This is a genomic window from Pristimantibacillus sp. Z349TD_6, assembly GCF_056173205.1.
The window spans coordinates 6430284-6452259 of the sequence record NZ_CM149662.1; the positions used below are offsets into that span (position 1 = coordinate 6430284).

Consider the following 21976-nt stretch of genomic DNA (forward strand, 5'->3'; position numbering starts at 1 on the left):
ACCTTTAGTTTAGGGGATTCTCTTCCATTTGTATGTCGGGGAACTCCCTGAACTATAGCTAAGGGTTTCTATGCGAAAGCTGCTTAGCAAATAGGGAGGTTCCCCGATGTGGCCTCCATGATCATTCTTTTATAATAGAAATAAGTGATCGGTAAATGAGAGGATGGCGGTAAACAAAATGGACATACAAGCATCTATAAATGAGGATAACAAGGAGAATACAGAAAACGGAGCACCACATGATAAAGACAAGGCAGCTGGTCATCGTCATAACGGCAAATGCTGCAATTGCTCAAAAAGCTCATGCCAGGACAAAACTAAAGCAGAATCGCATCATGATAAGTAACAAATAAGCGCCAACACGCAAAAAAGGAGCAGCTCCTTAAGGTTTATGACCTATGGAGCTGCTCCTTTTTTGTTGTCCTGCTATGCCATGTGGTTATTCCACAACCATTTTAATTTCTTCATACTTCTCGTCAAAAGAAATGCGAAGCGTCTTATTATCCAAATACCACAGATTATCATCTTCTATAAAATAGGTAATACCTTCTACGACATCACGAAGTCCCGCTGTCTTGGGCTCATCCTTCATAATGCCAAGTGAAAGTCCTGGATGAACGCTGCCGCAGCCGCCCAGGCGAACGTAAATACGAATCGCTTCACCATCGGAAAGACCCATTTCTTTTTTGTACCAGCGAGCTGCTGGTTGTTCCACTATTAAATTCATCTTAGGTCAGCTCCTTCCGCTACATGCTCTACTCCATCATCACGAAATCGCTTAGCGGTGTCAACCCTTACGTACCAAACCATCATCAAAAAAAGCCGATCACTTTCGTATAAGAAGGAAAGGGTTATATAATCCCATACTTTTTGAGCGCAAACTCAATTCCGTCCTCGCTCGACTTTTTGGTAACAAAATCAGCTGCTTCTTTTAGCCGTTCACTCCCATTGCCCATTGCAATGCCTAGCCCTACAAATTCGAGCATATCTATGTCGTTCTCGCCATCGCCAAAGGCAACCGCTTCTGATTTATCAAGGTTAAAATACTGCAAAACCTTGATGATCGCCAGCGACTTGGATACCTCCTCCTGCAATACATTGAGGACAAAAGGATGCCATCTTCTAAAGGTTAAATGAGGAAACTGCTCCCTGTATTTCTGGGCTGTTTCTTCATCAGCAAACAAGCACATTAAATAAACCTCTTGTTCATAAATCAAAGGATTTGCCGCTGGGTAATGAAGCAAGGATTAATTTCATCGCACATGGATAACGGCCTGCCTGTTGCAGCAACGACCTTGATTCCTTTGTCAATTAGCGCCTTTATCGCTTTTTTTGTTTGATTTGAAATGCTGCCATCCTCATGGTGCGTAATCGTTCCATCTACATCGAAAAAAACAATTTTGTAATCCATAAGCATCTCTCCCTTGCTTTACTTTACCTTTGCAATTGAGATCTAGCAATAAATTACATCATAAAAAGACTGCCAACTGGCAGTCCCTAATCTAATCTTTTATGTTTATTTTTGTGGCTCCGAGCCGCCAGCATCCATCTCCAGCTTAATTTCCTCAGGCAATTTTTTCGAAGCGCTGGGCACTTGTCTCGTTTTTGCATTAACGTCTTCCGAAGAGCAAATAACGATGCTAACCTGTCCTCCCTGCGCATAAGCACGAATGAGTATAGGCTGATCATATTTATTTTGAAACACAAAGTCCGGCCCATACCAGCTTACCGTCGCATCACGTCCTGGAGGAACATATTTGACATGCCGGCTGTGTGAGTAGCGCTCAACAATTTTGAGTCCTGCCCGGTCCACCGCATTAAAGAGGGTAGATGAAATTTGACAAATACCGCCGCCGACGTCTTCCGAAACTTCTCCCCTCACAATGACTGGAGCACGCAAATACCCTTTTTCCCTTGTCCGCATGCCAACAACCTCATTAAAAGAAAACCGTTCATCCGGGAAAACGACATGGTTATTAATTGCTTTCGCAGCTAATTCAACATTATGAGAACGGTTTTTGTTGCGTGAGTTGTAGTATGTAGCATAGAGTCCAATTTTTTTGGTCTTGATGTTCGAGAGCAGCTCGCTGTCTACTTTCGGATAAGTCGTTAGCATAGGAGCCTCAAGCTTTAATAATTCCCCTTCATAAATAAAGCTGTAAAACAGCTCCTCGAACGCTTTACGATTAAGCTTACTTCCTGTCTGCTCGGACATGATTCTCCCCGCTCCATCCAGCGCTGCGTTAATAGGAGGCTTCTGCACTCGTTTATCAAGCTCATCCATAAATTTATCAAGCTTCTCTTGATTAACGAGCGGAATGCCAGTCATCGAATCGCTATACTGTGCACGTTTCATTTCCGAAATCGCATGGCCTTCATGCTCGATAACTAAAGAATCAGAATATGCTCCTTGCTGGAACAAAAACAATATGGCCAGAATCCAAGGCAATCCCATTGTCGTTAATCACCCCTATACGGTAGTATCCGTGCTAGTATGAATCATTTTAGGCAGAAGCATGCATACGCGGTGACCACATAATTAACGGGAAATTGGCTGAATATAAAGATAACGACAATTGGGATTGGAGGAGGACAACTTATGACCCGGATCTGGAGACAAGCAGCTGTTGTTATATTCGTTCTTATATCGCTGTTAACCTTACAAGCCAACGATGCCGCTGCGCAGACGATGATGTTGAAGCCCAAAAAATCAAATGAGCAGCAGCAACTTATAATGATTATGACTGTCCGCTCTGGTCAACAATCCTCATTTATGAGCGAGCTGCAAATTGAAAGCCAAGAAATGGATGCCGCTTTGCGTCAATCCAAGCATGTTCCTGAAGCAGAAATAGACTATTACTCCGATATAGACATCGCACTAAAGTCTGCTGAAACGGTACATTATCGCTTGGATCGCTCTGGACAGCTCTGGAACGAAGCAAAAGCAGAAAAAATAATTTTGCCTGACAAGCTAGCTAAGAAGCTGGTTCGATTAGCCGAGGGTTTGCGGACACAGCATTACGGGAAATTGTTGACATGGCAGCAAGCAACGGAGCTTTTGCCTAAAAAAAGCATGTTTTCCGTGACGGAGCTGGAGACGGGATTAACCTTCCATGTACAGCGGCGCGCTGGCAGCGATCATGCAGATGTTCAGCCGTTAACGAAAGAGGATTCCCGTGTTATGAAGCAAATTTATAATGACAAATGGAGCTGGAAAAGAAAAGCCATACTCGTCCACTCCGGCGACACCTGGATCGCTGCTTCTATGAATGGCATGCCGCATGGCGGTGACGGCATTCCGGAGAATGGCTTCTCTGGTCACTTTTGCATTCACTTTCTAGGCAGCTCCACCCATAAATCAGATACACCAGACCCCGCGCACCAAATGATGGTACATAAGGCTGCTGGTCAAATCAAACCTTATTTTGAATCTGTTCAGCCAAGCGTTCTAGCTAGAAGCTTCGTTGAAGCGATGTATCATCAAGACCATGAATTGTTGCTTCCGCTCGCCAAAGAAATGCCAAAGGAAAAGCTCGCTTCCATCTTACATGTTATGGAGTCACTCGTTTCCATACGAGAGCAAATCCCGCCAAAATCCAAAGGCCAGATCCACACCGATGAGCTTGGTGATGCTTTAACGACCCAAATAAGATTACCTGTATCCATCCATCAGCTGAATAAGCCTCGCCGAAGCAGCGTCTATACCTTTATGTTCAAACGAGAAACCTCTAAGTCCCCGTGGCATATTCAAGATATTATTGAATAAAAAAATCCCTATAGCTGCGGAATCCGAATCACTCGGCTTTCCTTCGCTATAGGGATTTGTTCAGTTGAAATATTTTATTCGAGCATGCTCATCATCGAGTAAATGACTTTTGCTGCCTGTGCTCTTGTACTCCATCCATTTGGCATAAATGTATTACCCGACATGCCGTTCAGAATGCCTGTCGACTGCATTTCCTGAACAGCCTTGACTGCATAATCGGCAATCTCCTTCTGATCGGTGAAAGCAATCGCGCTTCCACTCACAAGCTTCAAGCCAGCCGCCTCAGCTGCACGGTGGGCCATAACGGCCATATCCTGCCGTGAGATAAGCTCGTTGACGCCAAAGGTTCCGTCAGACTTGCCTTTTATTATGCCAAGCTTCTCAGCTGCGGCAATTGTGCTGGCGTACCATGCGCCTGCTTTCACGTCGCTAAAGCTGCTTACGCCTTCGCTGTCTTCTAGCTCTAATGCTAGCATCAGCATTTTCACAAATGCTCCTCGTGTCACCTCGCCATTTGGCTGGAAGCTGCTATCTCCATAGCCATTAACAATGCTGCGCGCTGCCAATGCTTCAATCGGATCGATTGCCCATAAAGCTTGATTCAGATCCGTGAATGCAGATGCCGCATATAGGCTAGAATAATAGCTGAAATGATTCGTATTGAAGGTGATCGTCCCTGTTTTTGCATCATACTTTCCATTGCGAACGATTTTGAATTTGCCATCGTCTGCGATATAATAAACGACCACATTGCCCGGCTTCTCACCTGGCTTAAGCACATAAGGAACACTTATCTCAAGTGCATGCTTGCCGCCCGCGAATTCACTAATTTTCTTATCGCCTACATATAGATTGAAATCATAGACGGCTGCATCGCCAACTTTCTCTCGAATAGTCTCGGAGAGACCAGAAGCATCCATCCTATCGATTGATAGTTTAAGCGTTTCTGTACCTGCGCCAAGCGCACCCTTAAGTGCTTTGTTCGAAAGGGTTACTTTTGCCGAGCCCGTATCAATGGTTAAAGATAATTCATCCTTCGTATTCAAGCCCGCAAACGCACCGCCACGAATGCTGATCTCTACTGATTTGGCAGACCCTACCGCATTCACCTTAATGGCGAGCGATTTCGTTGCTGCTTCGATCGCTTTTTGGAGATCTGCAGCTTCTACCACCGCTGTCGCTTTTCCGTTCACTGTCACTGCTTCAACCGTTACTTGATTGCCAGCAGGTGCTGGAGTTGGCGCTGTACCACCAGGCGGTGAATCCGGTGTTGGACTTGGAGTTGGTGTCGGTGATGGACTTGGTGAAACGACTGGATTCGCAAGCAGGGTAATTACTTTCTCCCCTTTTACACCCGATCCATCCGCAGCCGTCGCTACGACGGTTACCTTTCCTTCCGCTGTCGCATGTAGCAGGCCATCTGTTCCGATTGCTGCCAGAGTAGTAGTGCTGCTATCCTCATTCACAACTGACCAAACAACATTTTTGTTAGCCGCAGTATCCATATGAACCTCTGCATTCATCTGGAGCGTGCTGCCCACCTTAACAGAATCGGCTTGCCCTGCCGCTGTTACCGTTATCGAAGTAACTAGCGCTTGAATATATTGAATACTTGGAGCTGCTGGCATCGCCATTCCGTCTCCTAAATAGAAGCTTGGATGCGGCGGCTGGTTATAAGCAACATTTTGCCAAGCTACTCCTAAACGATAGTTCGGATCATGCATCAGCGTGCGAATGCGATATTCAGTTTCATCCACAGTAGAGTAGATTCTAAATTCGCTGCTGTCTTCTGAACGCCACATGATCTCCTCGCGCCAGTCGCCGAACAAATCAGCCTGCAAGCTAGAGTTCGCTTTCGTCGAGTTATTTGTAGCGGAGCCAACTGCGGTCAATAAATTAACCGTTTTTGCATTCATATAATCCCACTTATCGATGCGATTATAATCCTGCAGCTCGCGCAGCAGATCGCCATCCCACCATACGCCAAAGTTTGTCGAGCTTGGGATGCTCGTCGTTATTTTCTCGCCTTTGGCGCTATACAAGCCTGTAACCGGGATATGCTCGCTACTTACAATATTGGCGCTCCACATCTCTTCACCCAAATATCTTGGATCGAGATCCGCTGACATCCCGCGGCCCGTATCTACGCCGGTATGAATACCCCAAATAATTTCGCCTGTACGCGCATCCTTCAAATCCATCCCATATGGGGAGTCGCTATGCTCTTGTACAGCGAATATTTCCAGTCCCGGACGTTCAGGGTCGAGGTCGCCAAAGTGCATCGCATCACCATGACCAAGTCCCGTATTGTAGAGCGGCTTGCCATCGTCATCAATACCCATCGCGCCAAAATGAATCTCGTCTTTGCCGTCGCCGTCCGAATCGCCTATCGATAAATTGTGATTCCCTTGGCCTGCAAAGGAGCCGTTTCCTTCATCGTTAGAGTCAAATACCCACCGCTTCGTCAGCTGACCATTGCGATAGTCATAAGCAGCAAGCACCGTACGCGTATAATACCCTCTGCTAAAAACCAAGCTCGGCTTCTCGCCGTCAAGATACGCGACCGCTGCTAGAAAACGGTCTACCCGATTGCCGTAAGCATCTCCCCACGCTGCAACATCACCGCGAGGCGGATCATATTCTGTTGTGGCAAGCGCTTTTCCAGTTGAGCCTTCGAATACGGTTAAATATTCATTGCCTAACAAAACATATCCGGTACTGTTGCGATAATCCTTGCTAGGATCACCGATGGCTTTGCCCGTTCCGTCAATCGTACCATCCGCTGTCTTGAACGTTACTTCCGCACGTCCATCACCATCCAAGTCATAAACCATAAACTGCGTATAATGCGCTCCTGCTCGAATATTTGGTCCGAGATTAATGCGCCATAGCCGCGTGCCGTCAAGCTTATAAGCGTCCATATATACAATGCCTGTGTAACCGGCTTGGGAATTGTCTTTGCTGTTGGATGGCGACCATAACATGACAATCTCATATTTACCGTCACCGTCCAGATCCCCTACGCTAGCGTCACCCGCTGAATACGTGTACGGCTGTCCGTCCTTCGTATAATCATCAGCTGGCTTCTGCAGCGGCACTGATTTGTACTGCTTTTGCCAAACGCCGAAGCTGCTGGTCGCCGCCTGCTCAACACCGCTCAGCACCGATGTAATATGGTACGAGGATGTGTCTGTACCCGCCGTATCCACATAGTTCGTGCTCTTCGTGATTAGCTCATCGTTAAGCTTGACGCCGTCACGATAAACATTGAAGCCGATTGACTCTGGATCAAGTCCTAACATACGCCATCCCAAATAGTTGCCGTTCTCCGTCTTAATGGCGACAGGCGAACGATCCAGATACTCCATTGCACGAACTAGCGTTGTAATTGCCTGTGTCTCCAAAGCATCCGACAGCTCAGAAATACCGCCCTCATTGACAGAGGCCACTTTATAGTAATAAGGAATCGTCGTCAAAACGGTGGTGTCGGTATAAGCTGCCGTAGAAGACTTTCCAATCAACGTATAAGGGCCATTCGCTTCTTTGGCGCGATATACATTGTACATTCTTGCCTGTGGAACGGCATCCCAAGTGAAGCTGATATCGTTTTTGTGAATGGAAGCAAGCGCAAGGCCTGTTGGAATCGCTGCTTTCTCCACATTCGGATCAATCATGGACACCTGTAGGAAATTAGAGGTCACTGACTCGAATCCGGTATTGTCTATTGCCGACACCGAATATACGTATTCTAGGCCAACATCCGCGCTTGTATCAATAAACGTTGGTTGCGTCGTCACGCCTAGCAGCTCGGCGCTGCTTGCGACAGTAGCCTTGCGATAAACATGATATTTTACAGCATCTGCTACTCCCGTCCATGAAAGCTCCGCCTTAATTGGATTGCTGCTCAAATCAAGATCGTTTAGCTCTAGCTTCGTAGGCGCTAGAAGCAGCGGCGTTATTTCGACCCCATTCAAATGAGCAGTCTGACCGCTGAGGATCATGTTCAGCTGTCCGTCCTTAACGGCAATCATGTTGAACACCCGTTCAGCAATATTTTCCTTGCCCGATGATACCGTGCCATAATCCTTATTTTCAATATTAATATTCGTTTTCGTTGACCCGATCCAGTCCCCCGTATAGGTTTTGACTGAGTAATAACCGTTTGGCAGGTCGACTTTGAATTCATAGCTATTGCCAAAATAAGCAACAAAGTCTCGTCTGAGCGCATCCGTACCCGCTCCGCGGTCGCGATCTATCATACCTGTACTGTCTGTTATGCCATACCCGCGTTCAGCGGTGTAGATCGTATTGCGAGTAACCTCGGTATATCCGGCCTCAACTACACCGCCAATCGTTCCGAAATCATATTTGTACAATGCCGATTTCGTTTGAATAAAGATGGGATCGGATGGCGCAGACTCTCCTTTGCCATTCACTGCTGTCACATAAACATGATAGCTGTTCCCTTCAACTAGGCCGCCCATATTCAGCGTCGGAAGTGTAGAGGTACCAATCATGGCATACGCGCTATCCTGCTCTGAGGAAAGCTTGCGATAGATTTTATAAATGTCTGCCGTTGCTGTTTTGTCCCATTTGAGCAATGCTCCTGCATTGCTTATGCTTCCAGCGATAAGGCTGGTCGGCTTAGCTGGGACGTTTGCTGGCAATTCAATTTCTTTTACGGATTGAGCCAGAGGCAAATCCAGCTGCTTAATCGCTGCCGAGAGCATACGCGCAAGCTGGATGGCGCCATATTCTTGGAAATGCGTATCATCAGCGGAGCCATTCGGGAATGCTCCGTATACACCAGCTGGCGTATGAAGGAACACCGATAACGTTGCTGCTGGACCGATTGAATCATAATACGCAATACTCAGCGTGCTCAAATCGACCACATTAACGTCAAGCTCCTGCCCAACTTCCTTCATCGCTTGCACGTATTCTGGGAAGCTGACGTTAAACTTTCCAGTCTCGGCGTTGAAGCTGCGCCTGCCCATCGGTGTCACAAGAATTGGCGTTGCTCCGCGCTGCTTCGCGCCGTTTACATACGTTTTCAAATAGTTTTTGTAATCAGCTGGAGATGCATAACGATCCGGTACGCTAATCGTTGCATCATTATGACCAAATTGCACGAGGAAATAATCGCCCGGCTTAATAGCTCTCAGCACCTCGTCCAAGCGGCCTTCGGATATAAAGTTTTTGGTGCTACGACCGCCGATTGCATGATTTTTGAAAATAACATTTTCAGAGAAAAAGCTTGGAATCATTTGTCCCCAGCCCGCTTGTGGAAGCCAGTACGGATCGTACGTTTGTACTGTAGAGTCACCTGCTAGATAAATAGTAGGCAGCTCGCCTGGTGTACGCTCCGCTTTTTTCGTAATGACGAGCGCGTTGATTTTTGGAGCAGTCCCCGTAAACTCGAAGTTCAGCTGCCCGTCTACGAGCGCAATATCAAAGTTCATTTCAAGAAATTGACCTGCTGGCCTAACCGCATTGCCGTCCAGTCGTTTTACCTTTTCAATGTTCTCGACCGTAATTGAAATATCCGTTACGTCATTCAGATCCCCAGCAATAAGAGACACGGTGTAATCTGCATTCGGCAGATCCACAATAAAGGATGTGTCTTTTATGATGCTGAAATCCGAGCGCAGCGCATCCGCTGTGCCGCTGTCGACGAAGCTTACCTTTGCCGGATCGCCAAATCCGTATTTTCGCTCCGCGGAATAAGCAACAGCAGAGGAAACGGAAACATAACCATCGGCTGTAGAACCTTTTCCAAAATCAAAACGTTTCACGACTCCATCCGGCAAGACGACCGGCGGCACATAAACGGTGCTTGCCGCGTAAGCCGAGAAGTCCGACGTGACTTGTCCATTCCGTGCTTTTATTTTGTAATATTGTACGATAGCGGTATTCGCTGTTTGATCGATATAAGACAATGCTGCTGATTGGCCAATCTCAGCATACGTCCCATCCACTGCATCCGAACGATATACCACATAGTCCGCCGCTCCGGCAGAAGCGCCCCAAGCAAGCCGAGTAGAGGCGGCATTCACTTCGGTAACTGCTAGATTGGTGGGAACAACAGGAGACTGCGGCATCGGAATCGAGGCAGCCTCGCTAGCAGTGCTTAAAGGCGATTGCTGGCCAAAGGCATTGACGGACGAAACATAATACGTATAGCTATCCCCAACACTTACATTAGCATCGGAATAGCTCGTTTCTTTGATTTGCTCAGCAATCGGCGCACTTGGCTCACTGCCGCCAGTTGTACGATATACATGGTAGTAAACCGCATCCGTAACAGCTGTCCATTTCATTGAAACTCCGCTTGCGCTTATACTCGTCAGCATGAGTCCTTCTGGCGCAGAAGGAAGTACTTGCTCGATGATGACAGCGTTCAAAACACTGAATGTTCCATCGCCTGTCAGTTGAATATTTAGTTGTCCATCTGCGACTGAAGCATGATAAACCTTGCTCTCTACAGCTCTGCGAGAGTTGATAGATTCCCCGGCTACATCCTCAATCGTTACCTTCGTTTTGTAGGTAGAAGTCGTTTGAAGAAGATCACCGGAATAAAGCGTGACCTTATAGTTGCCATTAGGTATGTCCGCTTTGAATACAAAAGGAACATTGGTTCCTCCCAAAACAAAATCGTTAATTACGTTATCCGGTGATTCTGCCCCTCGAAAACGAGAAGCAAGATTCATATCCAAACCATAGCCCTTCTCAGGTGTATAAAGCGTCGTTCCAGTAATTCCGATATAACCATCCGCAACAGGACCGCCTGTACTTCCAGCAGGTGCTGGCGCTGAACCAAAATCAAACTTCCACATCTGCGGCTGTGCAGTTTGCGCGGCCTCTGCTTGCTCATTTGTAAATCCTGCAAAAACCGTGCAGAAAACCATAACTACTGCCAACACTAACGACATGCTCCGTTTCAATCGCTTACTCATTCAGCATTTGTTCCCCTTTCATAAATGGGCTAAAATAAGCTGTAAACGTTTCTAGCAATCACGCAAAATTTTTTGCAAGAAATATTTACCTCTTAATAGTACTCTTATAAAGAATGCGCTTTCATTAGAAAAAACCATAATGATTGTTCAAATATCCGTGTATTTAGGCAGCTTTTGCAAATACGACAGACTTCGGCGGCGGCATACAGGGCTGTTGATTAGTGAAGGTGACTGTAAGCAAGTCGGTGTTCTAAAAGCTTTAAAGTTATGTTAGTTTGGTAGCTGTAGGTACATATATGCGCTTATAGAGTTAGGTGGGCCGTTGGAGTGGGGATTTATGGTGGCTATTAGAACGTATATGTTCTTAGAGCCTTGAAGTATCATGAGTTTGGTGGTTATAAGCACATAGATGTGCTTATGGAGTCAATTCGGAGTCGGAGCGGGACTTTTGGCGGCTGTAAGGTTGCTTACAACAAGCTAGTGTTCTGATTTGTACATGCAATTGGAAAACATGATATAATTATGTGTGCATTTACCTTGCAAGCAATATGATCATTTTAAATAGACATTGTGACGTTGGAGAGGGGGATATTGATGTTTGCGAAGCGCCTTAAACAGCTGCGTAAATCGAGGAAATTAACGATGCAGGAAGTTGCTGATTATTTAGGAGTTGCGAAAAGCACCTATGCAGGTTATGAATCCGGCTATCGACAGCCGACTCTTGAATCCATTCAAACCATTTCACGCAAGCTGCGCACTTCCGCTGATTATCTTCTTGGGCTTACTGATTATCCTGAGCCGCCAATCGAGCTTAATCATAATGCGAAGGAATATTTGAATTATGATCAGCTGCACTGGGATGGGGTTCCTTTGGAAAAGGACGACCTGGATTTAATTCGCAACTTGCTCGAACGTGTACTCCGCGATCGCACCTTGCCAAAGGATGAATGATCTATCCACTATATCTATATTTGATTAAAATAAGGAACTCCAAACGTTCTTAGCTTCAACCGCCCATCAATTGCAGCAGCTTCGCCTCGAATTGCCCTTCAAGCTGCAGCATGAGATCGCTGAACGTTTGCTCCCACTTATCCGTAATTTCTGCCTCTACATTATCCTTTTCTGCTTGTGCAATAATTCCTTGCATTTTTGTACTGCATGTCGCTTCCACCTTCGAAAGCCCGTCCATCCATTTCTGGCTTAACTCCTGAAACGCGTAAGGATCAGACATATCCAATTGTGCAACACTTGATTCCGCCCCTGCCAATACATCATTCATATCCTGCGTACACTTAGCTTGAATCTGAACAATCTGCTGCTCATACTTTTCTGTTGACGTAATTGGAGCTTCCGTTTCCGGCACATTTGGCTGATCAGGCGAAGGCGTTGGCTTTGGTTTTGTCGTTGGCGTTGACGTTGAACCATCATTCGGCTTCGTCTCTGTCCCTTTGTTCGGTTTAGATGTACTTGATGGCTTCGTCGTCTGAACGGGCAAAGGATTTTCATTTTCCCCAGCCGGCTTATCCGCCTCTTTCTCCGGCAGTACAGCTTCCCCTCCACTTCCAGCAGGCTTACCCGCTACCTGTTCCACTGGTTTGCCGGTTTTGTCAGTTGTTGGCGGTACGCCATCTACAGTTGGACTCGTTTTCTCAGGCGCTGTCCCATACAGTTCTTCCTCACTCAGCTGTGCTTGCTCGTTTAATGCTGCGCCATTCGCATTCACAATAAGTGATTGTTGTGAGGATTCATTCCAATAGAGACCGCCCCACACAAATAACAGAATAAGCGTTAATGAGCCTAAAATAATATTAATCGTATCCGGTCTCTGAAGCCGCGGACGCCGTTTCTTCCTTGCATGATGCTTACTCATATTATGCTCATACCACCTTCCGTTTTGAATAGAAAGCAGCCAGTCTCCTTTCTCTTAGGCGAGAAGGAAGACTGGCTGCTTTTTGTTAAGATCGCATGATTTCCGTAATAATAGTAGTAAGCAATTTGTTGACCTTGCTTTTCGTTTCATTTATCGCCTTATTTTTCAGCGCATTCGTTGTTTTTACTTTATTGATCTCATCAACAGCTACATTTCTAGCCTGTACAACATCCATGATCAGTTGTGCCTTCTGCTCATCGTTAGTCGCTGCTTTCAGCTTTTTCTTAACCTCGTTCAGCTTGCTATCCAATTCTTCAGCTATTCTCTTAAACTCTGCCTTAGGATCAATTTCGACATCTTCATTAACGAGCGTCACTTCTTGCTGGAAAATCACTTTAGCAGAGCCGCCGTATGGATTCACTAACGTCGCTTGAATAACAGCCGTACCATTAGCAACCTTTTTCGGAATCGTTACTTTCCCTCGTGAATCGACCGTGACATCTTTGCTTCCCGATACTTTCTTCCATTTCAAGAACGAGGATGGCAAAACAGTGCCAAGCAGCTTCAAGCTGTATTCATGCTGCCTACCGCTAGCCGTAATCTTCACCGCCGAAATAACTTCTGAACGGATATAAGCAACTGTTAATGCGTTAAGGGCCCGCTCATCATATTTCAGCTTTAGTTGGAATTTAAAAACAGATAGTCGTACATCAGCCGATTTAACACCTAAGTTGTTCAGCGCCTCGCTTAATGCATAATCATCCTTTTTGGATAAAATTTCACCCATGGCTTCCATAATAACCGCATTTATTTTTTCCTTGTTGCCGAGCAGCTGAGCGATCTCCTGAGGCTTCATATCCGAGATAATTTTGCGAACGGTCCCTTCAACACCTAGGCGGTCAGCTCCGTCACCGAACAACAGAACGAGGAAATCATCCATGCTGAGGCTTGTTACCCCGCCTGCTGCGGCAATCGTCTTCAGTGCAGCTCGGAACTCTGGATTCGTTCGAATCGCTTCAAGTCCCTTCGCTTCTGGATCATATTGCAGGGAGCCTACAGACTGAATGATCTGGAACACAGTCTTCTTCAGCTCCGCTTGGTTAACCGTTGCGGGAAGCTTAGGAGCAATTTTGACCCACACAGGATCAATAAGGGATTGATCCTTGGCGAAATCAAGCTTGGCGATCTCATCGCGCAAATTGCGTACATCCTGCACATCCGAAGGATCTCCAGCAAGCAGTGCCGCGTGAAGCTTATTCATTCTCTCAAGGAATTCTTCTGCCGGGAAGTGTTCTCCCTCTCCATTTGTAGCTGTTAACGTAACCTCTTTCTCAAATATAACTTTAGCTTGTCCACCATATGGGTTAATCAATGTCGCTTGAACAACCGCCGATCCGCTGGCAACGCCTCGCGGAAGCGTAACCGTACCGCCAGTAGATACTTTCACATCTTTGCTTCCAGATACTTTGCTCCACCTTAGCGCAAGCGGCGGAACATCCACGCCGAACACCTTCAAGCTGAATTTTTGCTCACGGCCGTCTTCACTGATTTTAACAGCCTCGACAGCTTCAGAGCGCATATGAGCGATAATTAGCGCTTGAATTGCTGGCTCATCCATCTTCAATCGAGCTTGGAAGTTAAGCATGGTCGCAGCAGACTCCTCCGCCGTTACACCCAACTGGCTTAAAACGGAGCTCAACTTATAATTGCCGGTTTCACTTAGCAGCTCCTCTGTCTTCTGGAGCAGCAGTGTGGAAATCGCTTGCTTATCTCCAATCAACTGCAGCAGCTGAGTCGGTGACAGGCTGGCAAGCTTCTGCCTTATAGCGCCATCTATACCTGGGTTAACGCCACCATCGCCAAATAAAAACATGAGAATATCGTCTATTACAAAGCTAGTTTCACCGCCTCCGGCTGCTCCAAGCTCAGCTAACACAGCACGATATTCAGGATTTTTGCGAATCGCCTCTAAACTTGCAGCCTGCGGGTCATATGGAATCAAGCTAATGTCCTTAACCATATTGAATAAAACAGCCTTCAGCTTTGCTTGGTCTGCTTCTGCGGGCAGCTTAGCTGCAATCTTCTTCCAAATCGGGTCGATTAAATTGTGATCCTTAGCAAAGTCCAGCCCGGCAAGCTCATCACGCAAATTGCGAACGGCCCCAATATCTGCTGGATCTCCTGCTGCTAGAGCAGAATGCAGCTTATTCATCCGCGCAAGGAATGACTCCACAGGAAACTCGGTCTCATGCGAAATTGCAGCGTTTAAAGTAACCTCTTGCTCAAATATGACTTTCGCCGAGCCACCGTATGGATTAATCAGCTTAGCCTGAATAACAGCTGTGCCGGTTTTCGCAGCATCCGGTATAGTAACGACACCCGTAGGCAATACCTTTACATTAGAATCGCCGGATACCTTTGACCACTGCAGAACTTGAGGGAAAAGATATACGCCGAACACATTTAGGCTATACGAATGCACACGACCGGTGTAGTCTATTTTCACGCTTGACTTCACGCTTGAACGAATATACGCCACAGTCATCGCGCTGATCGCAGGCTCGTCCTTCTGAAGCTTCACCTGGAAGTTTTGTACGGTCGCTCTTACATCCTGCGGCGTCACGCCTAAATTTTTCAAAATAGAGCTGAACTTGTACTCCTTTGTCTCACCCATCAGCTTCTCCATCGCTTGAAGAAGAACCGTTACAATGCCCTGCTTATTGCCAAGCAGCAAAATCAGCTCCTCCGGAGACTTCTGCGCGATCAGGCTGCCAATCGTTCCTTCCACGCCTTTACGGCTGCTGCCATCGCCAAACATAAAGACAAGAAAGTCTTCCAATCGGATGTTCTCGTCACCGCCGGCAGCTGCAATCGTCTTTAACGTTGCACGAAACTCTGGATTCGTGCGAATAGCCTCCAAATCAGAGGCTTCAGGGTCGTAACGGAAGGAGCCTACAGCCTTGATCAACCGGAACAGGCTCGCTTTAAGTTCCGCTTTATCGGCAGACTCAGGAAGCTTCTCGCTAATTTTTGTCCAAATCGGATCGATCAGCTGCTGATTTGTTGCCTCATCCAGACCGGCAATTTCATCTCGCAAATTTTTAACCTCTTGCATGTCCTTCTTGTCCCCAGCTGCTAGTGCAGCATATAGAGCCTGCATACGCTCCAAAAACACGCTTGAAGGCAGCGCAGCTTCTGCGGCACTCGCCGCTTGAACAAATCCCAGCTTCTCCGTCAGCCCTTTCTGGCTGAGCGGCAATCCGCCTAGCGATGCTGTAAGCATGGAGATCGCCAGCGCGGATAAGGTTACTTTTTTTCGAAACGTCATTTCATTCACCTCTGGTCATTAGTTTGGTTTAAAATTGTAATACAGGTATTTGCTGCTTTACGCCTTGATTAAGGCTAGGGCGGCCTACGGAGTAATAAACAAATTCAGTACCAACCAAATGCTCCTCTTCGAAAACATTGCGGCCGTCAATCAGAATCGGACTTTTTAATACTTGTTGAAGCAGTCCAAGGTCAACATGCGAGAACTCCTCCCACTCTGTCAGCAAGCAAAGCGCATCCGCATCTTTTGCCGCTTCCATCGCGTCCTCACACCATTCAACACCGCTAATTTCATATAAAGTGCGGAAGTTGTCAGTCGCAATAGGGTCATAAGCCTTGACCTTAACGCCGTTGTCCACCAAATGTTGAATAATTTCCGATGCCGGCGAATCCCGCACATCATCGGTATTCGGCTTGAACGCAAGCCCCCATACTGCAATCGTCTTGCCTGAAAGCTCACCTTGGAATATTGTCTCCAGCTTGCGAATGACGTTGAAGCGTTGATCCTGATTGACCTCTACTACCGAGCGCAGCAGCTTGAACTCATAATCAACATGTCCGGCAATTTGAATTAAGGCGCTTGTATCCTTTGGAAAACAAGAGCCCCCGTAGCCGATTCCCGCTTTTAGGAACGATGGGCCAATTCGCTTGTCATAACCCATTCCTTCAGCTACCTTCGTTACATCTGCGCCTACCTTCTCGCAAATATTAGCGATTTCATTGATAAATGATATTTTGGTAGCTAGAAATGCATTGGACGCATATTTAATCATTTCAGCGCTGCGAATATCTGTAATAACGATTTGTTCCGTTAAAGGAATATGAAGCAGCTTCATAATTTCTGCTGCGCTTTGTGAGCTGGCTCCGATAATAATGCGATCGGGATGCAGCGTATCTTGTATCGCCGAGCCCTCGCGCAAAAACTCTGGCAGCGAGATACTGTCAAACAACTCACTCGTGTGGGAGGCGATAACGGTTGCTAGGCGTTCATTCGTTCCAACGGGTACGGTGCTTTTTACCGCTATGATTTTATAACCGTTCATCGCCTTAGCAATCTCTATGGCTGCTTGGTCAATGTAAGATAGATTAGCCTCGCCATTTGGCAGCGGCGGTGTTCCTACCGCCAAAATAATAATGTCCGATTGCTGTACCGCGCTTCGCAAATCAGTCGTGAAGGTGAGCATTCCTGCAGCTCGGTTCGACGCTGCTAGCTCCTTGAGGCCTGGCTCATAGATCGGAATGCCGCCAGCGTTTAGTGTCTCAATTTTGCGCGGGTCCTTGTCTACGCAGATGACGCGATTGCCAAGCTCCGCATAACAAATGCCCGACACGAGCCCCACGTAGCCCGTTCCAATAACCGTGATGTTCATGCTATTCGCTCCTTCATTGAATGATTTATTTATACGGTGCATATTTGCATAATCTCATTCCAATCGAAGGCAAGCCGGACGATGTCCTCTTCAATAAGCTCCGTCCCTGTCTGAATTTCGATAATGTCCATTTCCGTTTCTGCGCGCAGACTATGAAGGCTTTCTTTCGATATCGTTAGCACATCGCCTGATTTCACTTCAAAGCTTCGACCATTCAGTACCATGACGCCATGTCCGGCAACAATCGTCCATACCTCATCTCTCAGCAAATGATATTGATAGCTTAAGTTCCGTCCTGGCGCAACGCATATTCGTTTAGTCAGCACTTCCTTGCCGTCGGGATATTTCAAATAATCAAGCACACGATAGCGGCCCCAACGACGCTCCTCATACATCGGACGCTGGTCGGAATGCTTCATGACCTCCTTGATCATAGGACTAGCGGCTTTATCCGATACCAAAATTCCGTCCGGACTCGCCGCTACAATGACATTCGATACATTCAGCAGCGTAATCGGGATGTCGAGCTCATTGATGACATGCGTGTTCGTTGAATCTCCCGAAATAATCCCTTTCCCAATAAGCGGCGTTTCGATTTCCTCGGTCAAGGTGTTCCAAGTTCCAAGGTCTTTCCAATCGCCCTCATAAGGCAAGGCTACGATATGATTGGACTTTTCTACGATTTCATAGTCAAAGCTGTTTTTCGGCATCTTCCCGTATTGCTTCAGCATCTCGTCGTATTGAATCGGCAGTTCATTAGCAATCAGAATGTTAATGAGAAAATCAAGCTTGAATGCAAAAACCCCGCAGTTCCAAAGTGCAGCCTGCTCAATCATGGCTGCCGCTTCTTCTTCGCGGGGTTTTTCTCTAAAGCTGTTTACATTGACATAATTGTTCGCCTCAGCTGCAAGCTCAGGAACGATATAGCCGTATTTTTCCGAAGGATACGTTGGCTTCACGCCCATAAGCGCTAAGTCTGCTCCCGATTCATTCAAAACCAGCTCAAGCTCCTTCGTCTTATGGAAAAACGATTGCTCCACGTAGGGATCAACTGGCATGACAACGACTGTTTCATTCAAGCTTACACCTTGCACCGAATATAAATAGGTTGCTGCGAGCGCGATAGCAGGGAAGGTATCCCTTCTTTCCGGCTCGACGATCACTTCAATCTCGCTTCCGAGCTGGCTGTGAATCATATCTACCTGCGGCTTGCTTGTTGCGATATAGGCATGCTCGCGTAAACCCGCCTTCGTGATTTGTCCCCACACGCGCTGAACCATCGATTCACGCTCGCCGCTCTCGTCTTTTAGCACCTTCAAAAACTGCTTGGATCTCGATTCGTTCGACAACGGCCACAGCCGCTTGCCCGAGCCTCCGGATAGAAGAACAATCTTCATGTTGATTCCTCCTAATCGTTTTTATGATACGGTGATTCGATTCGCACTTACTCTCTTCGATATACCGGGGTTATTATGCTTCGTTCTTCACCACCAGCTGCGCTGACTTGATCCCGCTGGTCCATGTATTGTAATAGTTCGAGTTTTTGCCATATGAGTTATCGAGCAGCGTATTAGGCTTGTCCATCAAGCAGGATAATATATGCCCGTGCAGCCTGGAGGTTTGCACGATGCGATAGCCGCTGAAGCGCTTGACCGCTTTGTCTACGAGATAGTCGGAGTACTTGCCCCATATCGCCTGCATCGGCAGAGGGACACCGCTTTTCGTCATCATCTGCCCGATCATCTTAATTGATTTTTTCTCGACGCGATTGTATAGGGAAGCCCAGTCCAAATAATCGCCTCTCCCTGCCAGTTCAAAGCTCGCCTGCTCGCTTGTCTTCTCGATGTCGGTACGGAAGAAGCAGAGCAGCTCCTTGCCGGGGCTGCTTTTGGGCAAAATCGGCCACAGTTGATGTGCCATATCCGGCGATAAGTATACGCAGCATTTATCAAATTTTTGAGCTGCTATCCCATAGGACAGCGTATCCCGCACAAAAAGATGAACATCCTTATGTGCGTTAAAAATACGCGCCGTGCGATCATACTCCGCTTCCTTCTCGAAGAAAATCGTCTGCGGCAGCAGTACAATTCGGTGATTAGGATAATCCTTTACAATTTTCTCCCGCAGCTTCTGATGAACCGGGTACAAATCACCAAAGTTGCCTCCGCCTTGAAGCACGATAATTTGATCATTTGGAATGGTCAGCTTGTCTGGAAAATCAAGAACGCTATAACGCGCGGCCACGCGGATATGATTGTCTTTAAAAAACGCCTCTGCACCCTTCATAATGAGCAAATCGCCGCCATTGTTGTAAACGGGATAATCGATATAATAAATGCTTGAACCCGGTGGTATTACCTTTGTAATTCGGAGAAGCATTTTTTTGAGGCCCTCCATCGGATGTACCTGTGCTTCAACTTGCATATCAACGCGCTCCTTTACGTTGTTTTTTGTCTTTCAAACGCTCGATTAAAAAACGGAAATCATTTTTATCAAACAGCATCCCTGATAGTTTTACTTGGAAAATAATTCTCATAGACGCCAACGTCACTACTAAACGAATGACTGCGCCGATTAATAAAGCAAGTGCAATTCCATTAAGCCCATACAAGGGTGTAAACAGAAAAAACAATCCGATGGTTGCCGCTAGGGCAATAAGCTGGCGGACAAGTACCAGCCCTGGACGACCCATCGCATTAAACGAGGATGCCAAAATCCATGAGCCCCCGCCGAGAATGCATTCGAACGACAGCAGATAGAAGGCCCCGCTTGCTTCAAGGAACGGCGCTCCGAACAGGATGCCCATCAGATAACGCCCAATGAACATGCTCGGGATAACGACGATCGTCATCAGCAGCATCGATAACCGAAACGCCCTGCCTACCGTTGCGATGATGGCTGACTTCTCCATGCCGGTAACCTTCGGAAACACAACATTCGTAATCGCCATCTGTACGACATTGAATACGCGGGACAGCGCATAAACGACCGTATACAACCCCAGTTCTCTAGCTGTCAGCATCGATAGAATGATAAGCTTGTCAAACTGCGTGTACAGTGTGCCGAGCAGTTCCACTCCGAACACTTTGCTGCCATAGCCGAATAACGCTTTCGCTGCCAGCCGATTGCCGAGGCCCTTCAACCAGTTCATCTGAAGCGTTTCTCTTAAACTATAGAGCGACCATGAAACGACAAGCACGCTGGTTACGAGAAATACAAGCGATGCATTATGCAGGCTTAAATCGCCAATTACCCATAACCCCAAGAGCCCAACTAGATTGCACAGCGGAACCAGTAAGCGCAGACCGTTATAAATGTTAAACTTGCCCGTACTTTGCGCCAGCGCCGATATTAAATTAATAGCGAGCAGAATCGGCAGCATGAGTACCGTATACCATCTCGTAATTTGAATGATGTCAGCTGGGTAATTGCCAAGCCAAACTGGCAGCCATATCCACGCGACCACGCCAATGATGATGCTAACCGGAATTTGAAATAGAAAACCCGCTCTAACAAAATCGCTGCCGCTGCCTTTGTTTTGCTTCATATTATAAATAAGAGAGGTCGGCAGGCCGAAGCCAACAAGACCCGCGAGAAGCGTTGGCCAAAACAAAATGGCTGAAAATTCGCCCTTGCCAACAACGCCGAACATGCGCGCCGTCACGATGGAAGTCAGCGTGCTGATGACCATGACTAGCAGGTTCGTTGCACTCGTGCGCATAATCGTTTGAACGAGGCCGTTGCCTCTCCACGCTTTAGAGATTGCGAGCTGTGCCATAACTTTCCGTCAACCCCTACCGTTATAGCGCAGAATGCCGACTAATGACCCGTTGCGATAACATATTTTCACGATCTGACTGATGAATTTCTTAAAATGAAAAATCGACAGCAAGGATGTTCCAATCGCCTGAATCATTCGGATCACATGTTTTACGATAGCAAAGAGGCTTCGATCCTGTCGCTTAACCGCATCGCTCACGCCTTGCCAGAAGATCCGCTTCAAAAACCATTTTTTTGTCGTTCTCTCCTTGGCAATTTTGTGTTGAACGGATCCATATGGCGTATAAAATACTTTGTAGCTTTCACGAATCCGTGCGATGAGCTCACTTTCCTCACTTGAGAGCAGATTTGTGCCTACCCGCCCAAGATCCTCTCGGAACGGCTTATACTTATGAAAGACGCTTGCCCGAAATGCTACGTTAGCGCCATATGGAATGGACGGTGCAGGCATTTCCTTCACCACGTTTGCATAATCAAGAATCGTGAATACCGAGCGATGCTCCTCTGGAATCCAGTCCGGCTCAGCCGCTTCCCAAATCGGATCAATTTTGCCGCCTACGCAGCCAATCGCCGGATCGCTTTCGAACACGTTCACAATATGCTGCACCCAGTCCCGCGAAGCCAACGCATCATCATCCAAAAATAAAATGAATTCACCGTTTGCTTCCTTAATCGCTCGATTGCGGGCTACCGACAAACCAAGCTTGTTCTCAAAAATATACCGAATGCTTGGGCCATACCGATACGCAAGCTTGCCTACCACTTCAGCCGTATTGTCTGTTGATCTGTTGTCGATTACAACAATCTCGATTTGTTCCCGCTCAAAGCTTTGAGCAATTACGCTCTCTATTGCCTCTCCCGTATCCTTCGCCCGGTTATGGGTGCAGATGGCCACCGTTACCTTCAT

Annotated in this window: 12 protein-coding genes and 1 pseudogene; 2 read left to right on the plus strand and 11 right to left on the minus strand. The window is 46.9% G+C overall.

All coding sequences use genetic code 11. The annotated features are described in order from the left end of the window. Positions 1 to 439: 439 nt before the first annotated feature. The 3 genes and pseudogenes from AC0VYE_RS28010 to AC0VYE_RS28020 form a co-directional block, all read right to left on the minus strand. Complete coding sequence (locus tag AC0VYE_RS28010) at positions 440 to 727, minus strand: HesB/YadR/YfhF family protein (protein ID WP_076269083.1); 288 nt, start codon at positions 725 to 727, stop codon at positions 440 to 442. A gap of 124 nt (positions 728 to 851) precedes the next feature. After that, positions 852 to 1411 (minus strand): annotated as a pseudogene (locus tag AC0VYE_RS28015) (HAD-IIB family hydrolase). Between the two features lie 105 nt (positions 1412 to 1516). Then, complete coding sequence (locus tag AC0VYE_RS28020; protein WP_475443881.1) at positions 1517 to 2455, minus strand: VanW family protein; 939 nt, start codon at positions 2453 to 2455, stop codon at positions 1517 to 1519. Positions 2456 to 2599: 144 nt separating this feature from the next. On the opposite strand from AC0VYE_RS28020, the gene AC0VYE_RS28025 reads away from it, so the two are divergent. Next, a complete protein-coding gene (locus AC0VYE_RS28025) occupies positions 2600 to 3766 on the plus strand; it encodes a hypothetical protein (RefSeq protein ID WP_475443883.1) in 1167 nt (388 codons plus the stop codon). Between the two features lie 74 nt (positions 3767 to 3840). Here AC0VYE_RS28025 and AC0VYE_RS28030 read toward each other — a convergent pair whose 3' ends face one another. Further along, positions 3841 to 10722, minus strand: a complete 6882-nt coding sequence (locus AC0VYE_RS28030; RefSeq protein WP_475443885.1) for a rhamnogalacturonan lyase family protein — start codon at positions 10720 to 10722, stop codon at positions 3841 to 3843. Positions 10723 to 11316: 594 nt separating this feature from the next. On the opposite strand from AC0VYE_RS28030, the gene AC0VYE_RS28035 reads away from it, so the two are divergent. Beyond that, a complete protein-coding gene (locus AC0VYE_RS28035) occupies positions 11317 to 11673 on the plus strand; it encodes a helix-turn-helix domain-containing protein (RefSeq protein WP_076269086.1) in 357 nt (118 codons plus the stop codon). A 55-nt stretch (positions 11674 to 11728) separates the two neighbouring features. Here AC0VYE_RS28035 and AC0VYE_RS28040 read toward each other — a convergent pair whose 3' ends face one another. From AC0VYE_RS28040 to AC0VYE_RS28070, 7 genes are all read right to left on the minus strand, one after another. Next, a complete protein-coding gene (locus tag AC0VYE_RS28040) occupies positions 11729 to 12592 on the minus strand; it encodes a hypothetical protein (RefSeq protein WP_475443887.1) in 864 nt (287 codons plus the stop codon). 85 nt (positions 12593 to 12677) lie between these two features. Next, positions 12678 to 15920 (minus strand): hypothetical protein, encoded by a 3243-nt coding sequence (locus tag AC0VYE_RS28045; RefSeq protein WP_475443889.1) that lies wholly within the window; start codon positions 15918 to 15920, stop codon positions 12678 to 12680. 28 nt (positions 15921 to 15948) lie between these two features. Then, positions 15949 to 17289: a UDP-glucose dehydrogenase family protein gene (locus tag AC0VYE_RS28050; protein WP_076269089.1), complete on the minus strand. Its 1341-nt coding sequence runs from the start codon at positions 17287 to 17289 to the stop codon at positions 15949 to 15951. Positions 17290 to 17318: 29 nt separating this feature from the next. Further along, positions 17319 to 18686: a sugar phosphate nucleotidyltransferase gene (locus AC0VYE_RS28055; RefSeq protein ID WP_076269090.1), complete on the minus strand. Its 1368-nt coding sequence runs from the start codon at positions 18684 to 18686 to the stop codon at positions 17319 to 17321. Between the two features lie 73 nt (positions 18687 to 18759). Next, a complete protein-coding gene (locus AC0VYE_RS28060; RefSeq protein WP_076269091.1) occupies positions 18760 to 19713 on the minus strand; it encodes a polysaccharide pyruvyl transferase family protein in 954 nt (317 codons plus the stop codon). Between the two features lies 1 nt (position 19714). Beyond that, positions 19715 to 21067 carry a lipopolysaccharide biosynthesis protein gene (locus tag AC0VYE_RS28065; protein ID WP_076269092.1) on the minus strand — a complete coding sequence of 451 codons (1353 nt, stop codon included), beginning with the start codon at positions 21065 to 21067 and terminating at the stop codon, positions 19715 to 19717. A 9-nt stretch (positions 21068 to 21076) separates the two neighbouring features. Then, positions 21077 to 21976: a glycosyltransferase gene (locus tag AC0VYE_RS28070; protein WP_076269093.1), complete on the minus strand. Its 900-nt coding sequence runs from the start codon at positions 21974 to 21976 to the stop codon at positions 21077 to 21079.

Coding starts and splice junctions, on each gene's coding strand:
- AC0VYE_RS28010 (WP_076269083.1), bottom strand. CDS start 727: ATGAATTTAATAGTGGAACAACCAGCAGCTCGCTGGTACAAAAAAGAA.
- AC0VYE_RS28020 (WP_475443881.1), bottom strand. CDS start 2,455: ATGGGATTGCCTTGGATTCTGGCCATATTGTTTTTGTTCCAGCAAGGA.
- AC0VYE_RS28025 (WP_475443883.1), top strand. CDS start 2,600: ATGACCCGGATCTGGAGACAAGCAGCTGTTGTTATATTCGTTCTTATA.
- AC0VYE_RS28030 (WP_475443885.1), bottom strand. CDS start 10,722: ATGAGTAAGCGATTGAAACGGAGCATGTCGTTAGTGTTGGCAGTAGTT.
- AC0VYE_RS28035 (WP_076269086.1), top strand. CDS start 11,317: ATGTTTGCGAAGCGCCTTAAACAGCTGCGTAAATCGAGGAAATTAACG.
- AC0VYE_RS28040 (WP_475443887.1), bottom strand. CDS start 12,592: ATGAGTAAGCATCATGCAAGGAAGAAACGGCGTCCGCGGCTTCAGAGA.
- AC0VYE_RS28045 (WP_475443889.1), bottom strand. CDS start 15,920: ATGACGTTTCGAAAAAAAGTAACCTTATCCGCGCTGGCGATCTCCATG.
- AC0VYE_RS28050 (WP_076269089.1), bottom strand. CDS start 17,289: ATGAACATCACGGTTATTGGAACGGGCTACGTGGGGCTCGTGTCGGGC.
- AC0VYE_RS28055 (WP_076269090.1), bottom strand. CDS start 18,686: ATGAAGATTGTTCTTCTATCCGGAGGCTCGGGCAAGCGGCTGTGGCCG.
- AC0VYE_RS28060 (WP_076269091.1), bottom strand. CDS start 19,713: ATGCAAGTTGAAGCACAGGTACATCCGATGGAGGGCCTCAAAAAAATG.
- AC0VYE_RS28065 (WP_076269092.1), bottom strand. CDS start 21,067: ATGGCACAGCTCGCAATCTCTAAAGCGTGGAGAGGCAACGGCCTCGTT.
- AC0VYE_RS28070 (WP_076269093.1), bottom strand. CDS start 21,976: ATGAAGGTAACGGTGGCCATCTGCACCCATAACCGGGCGAAGGATACG.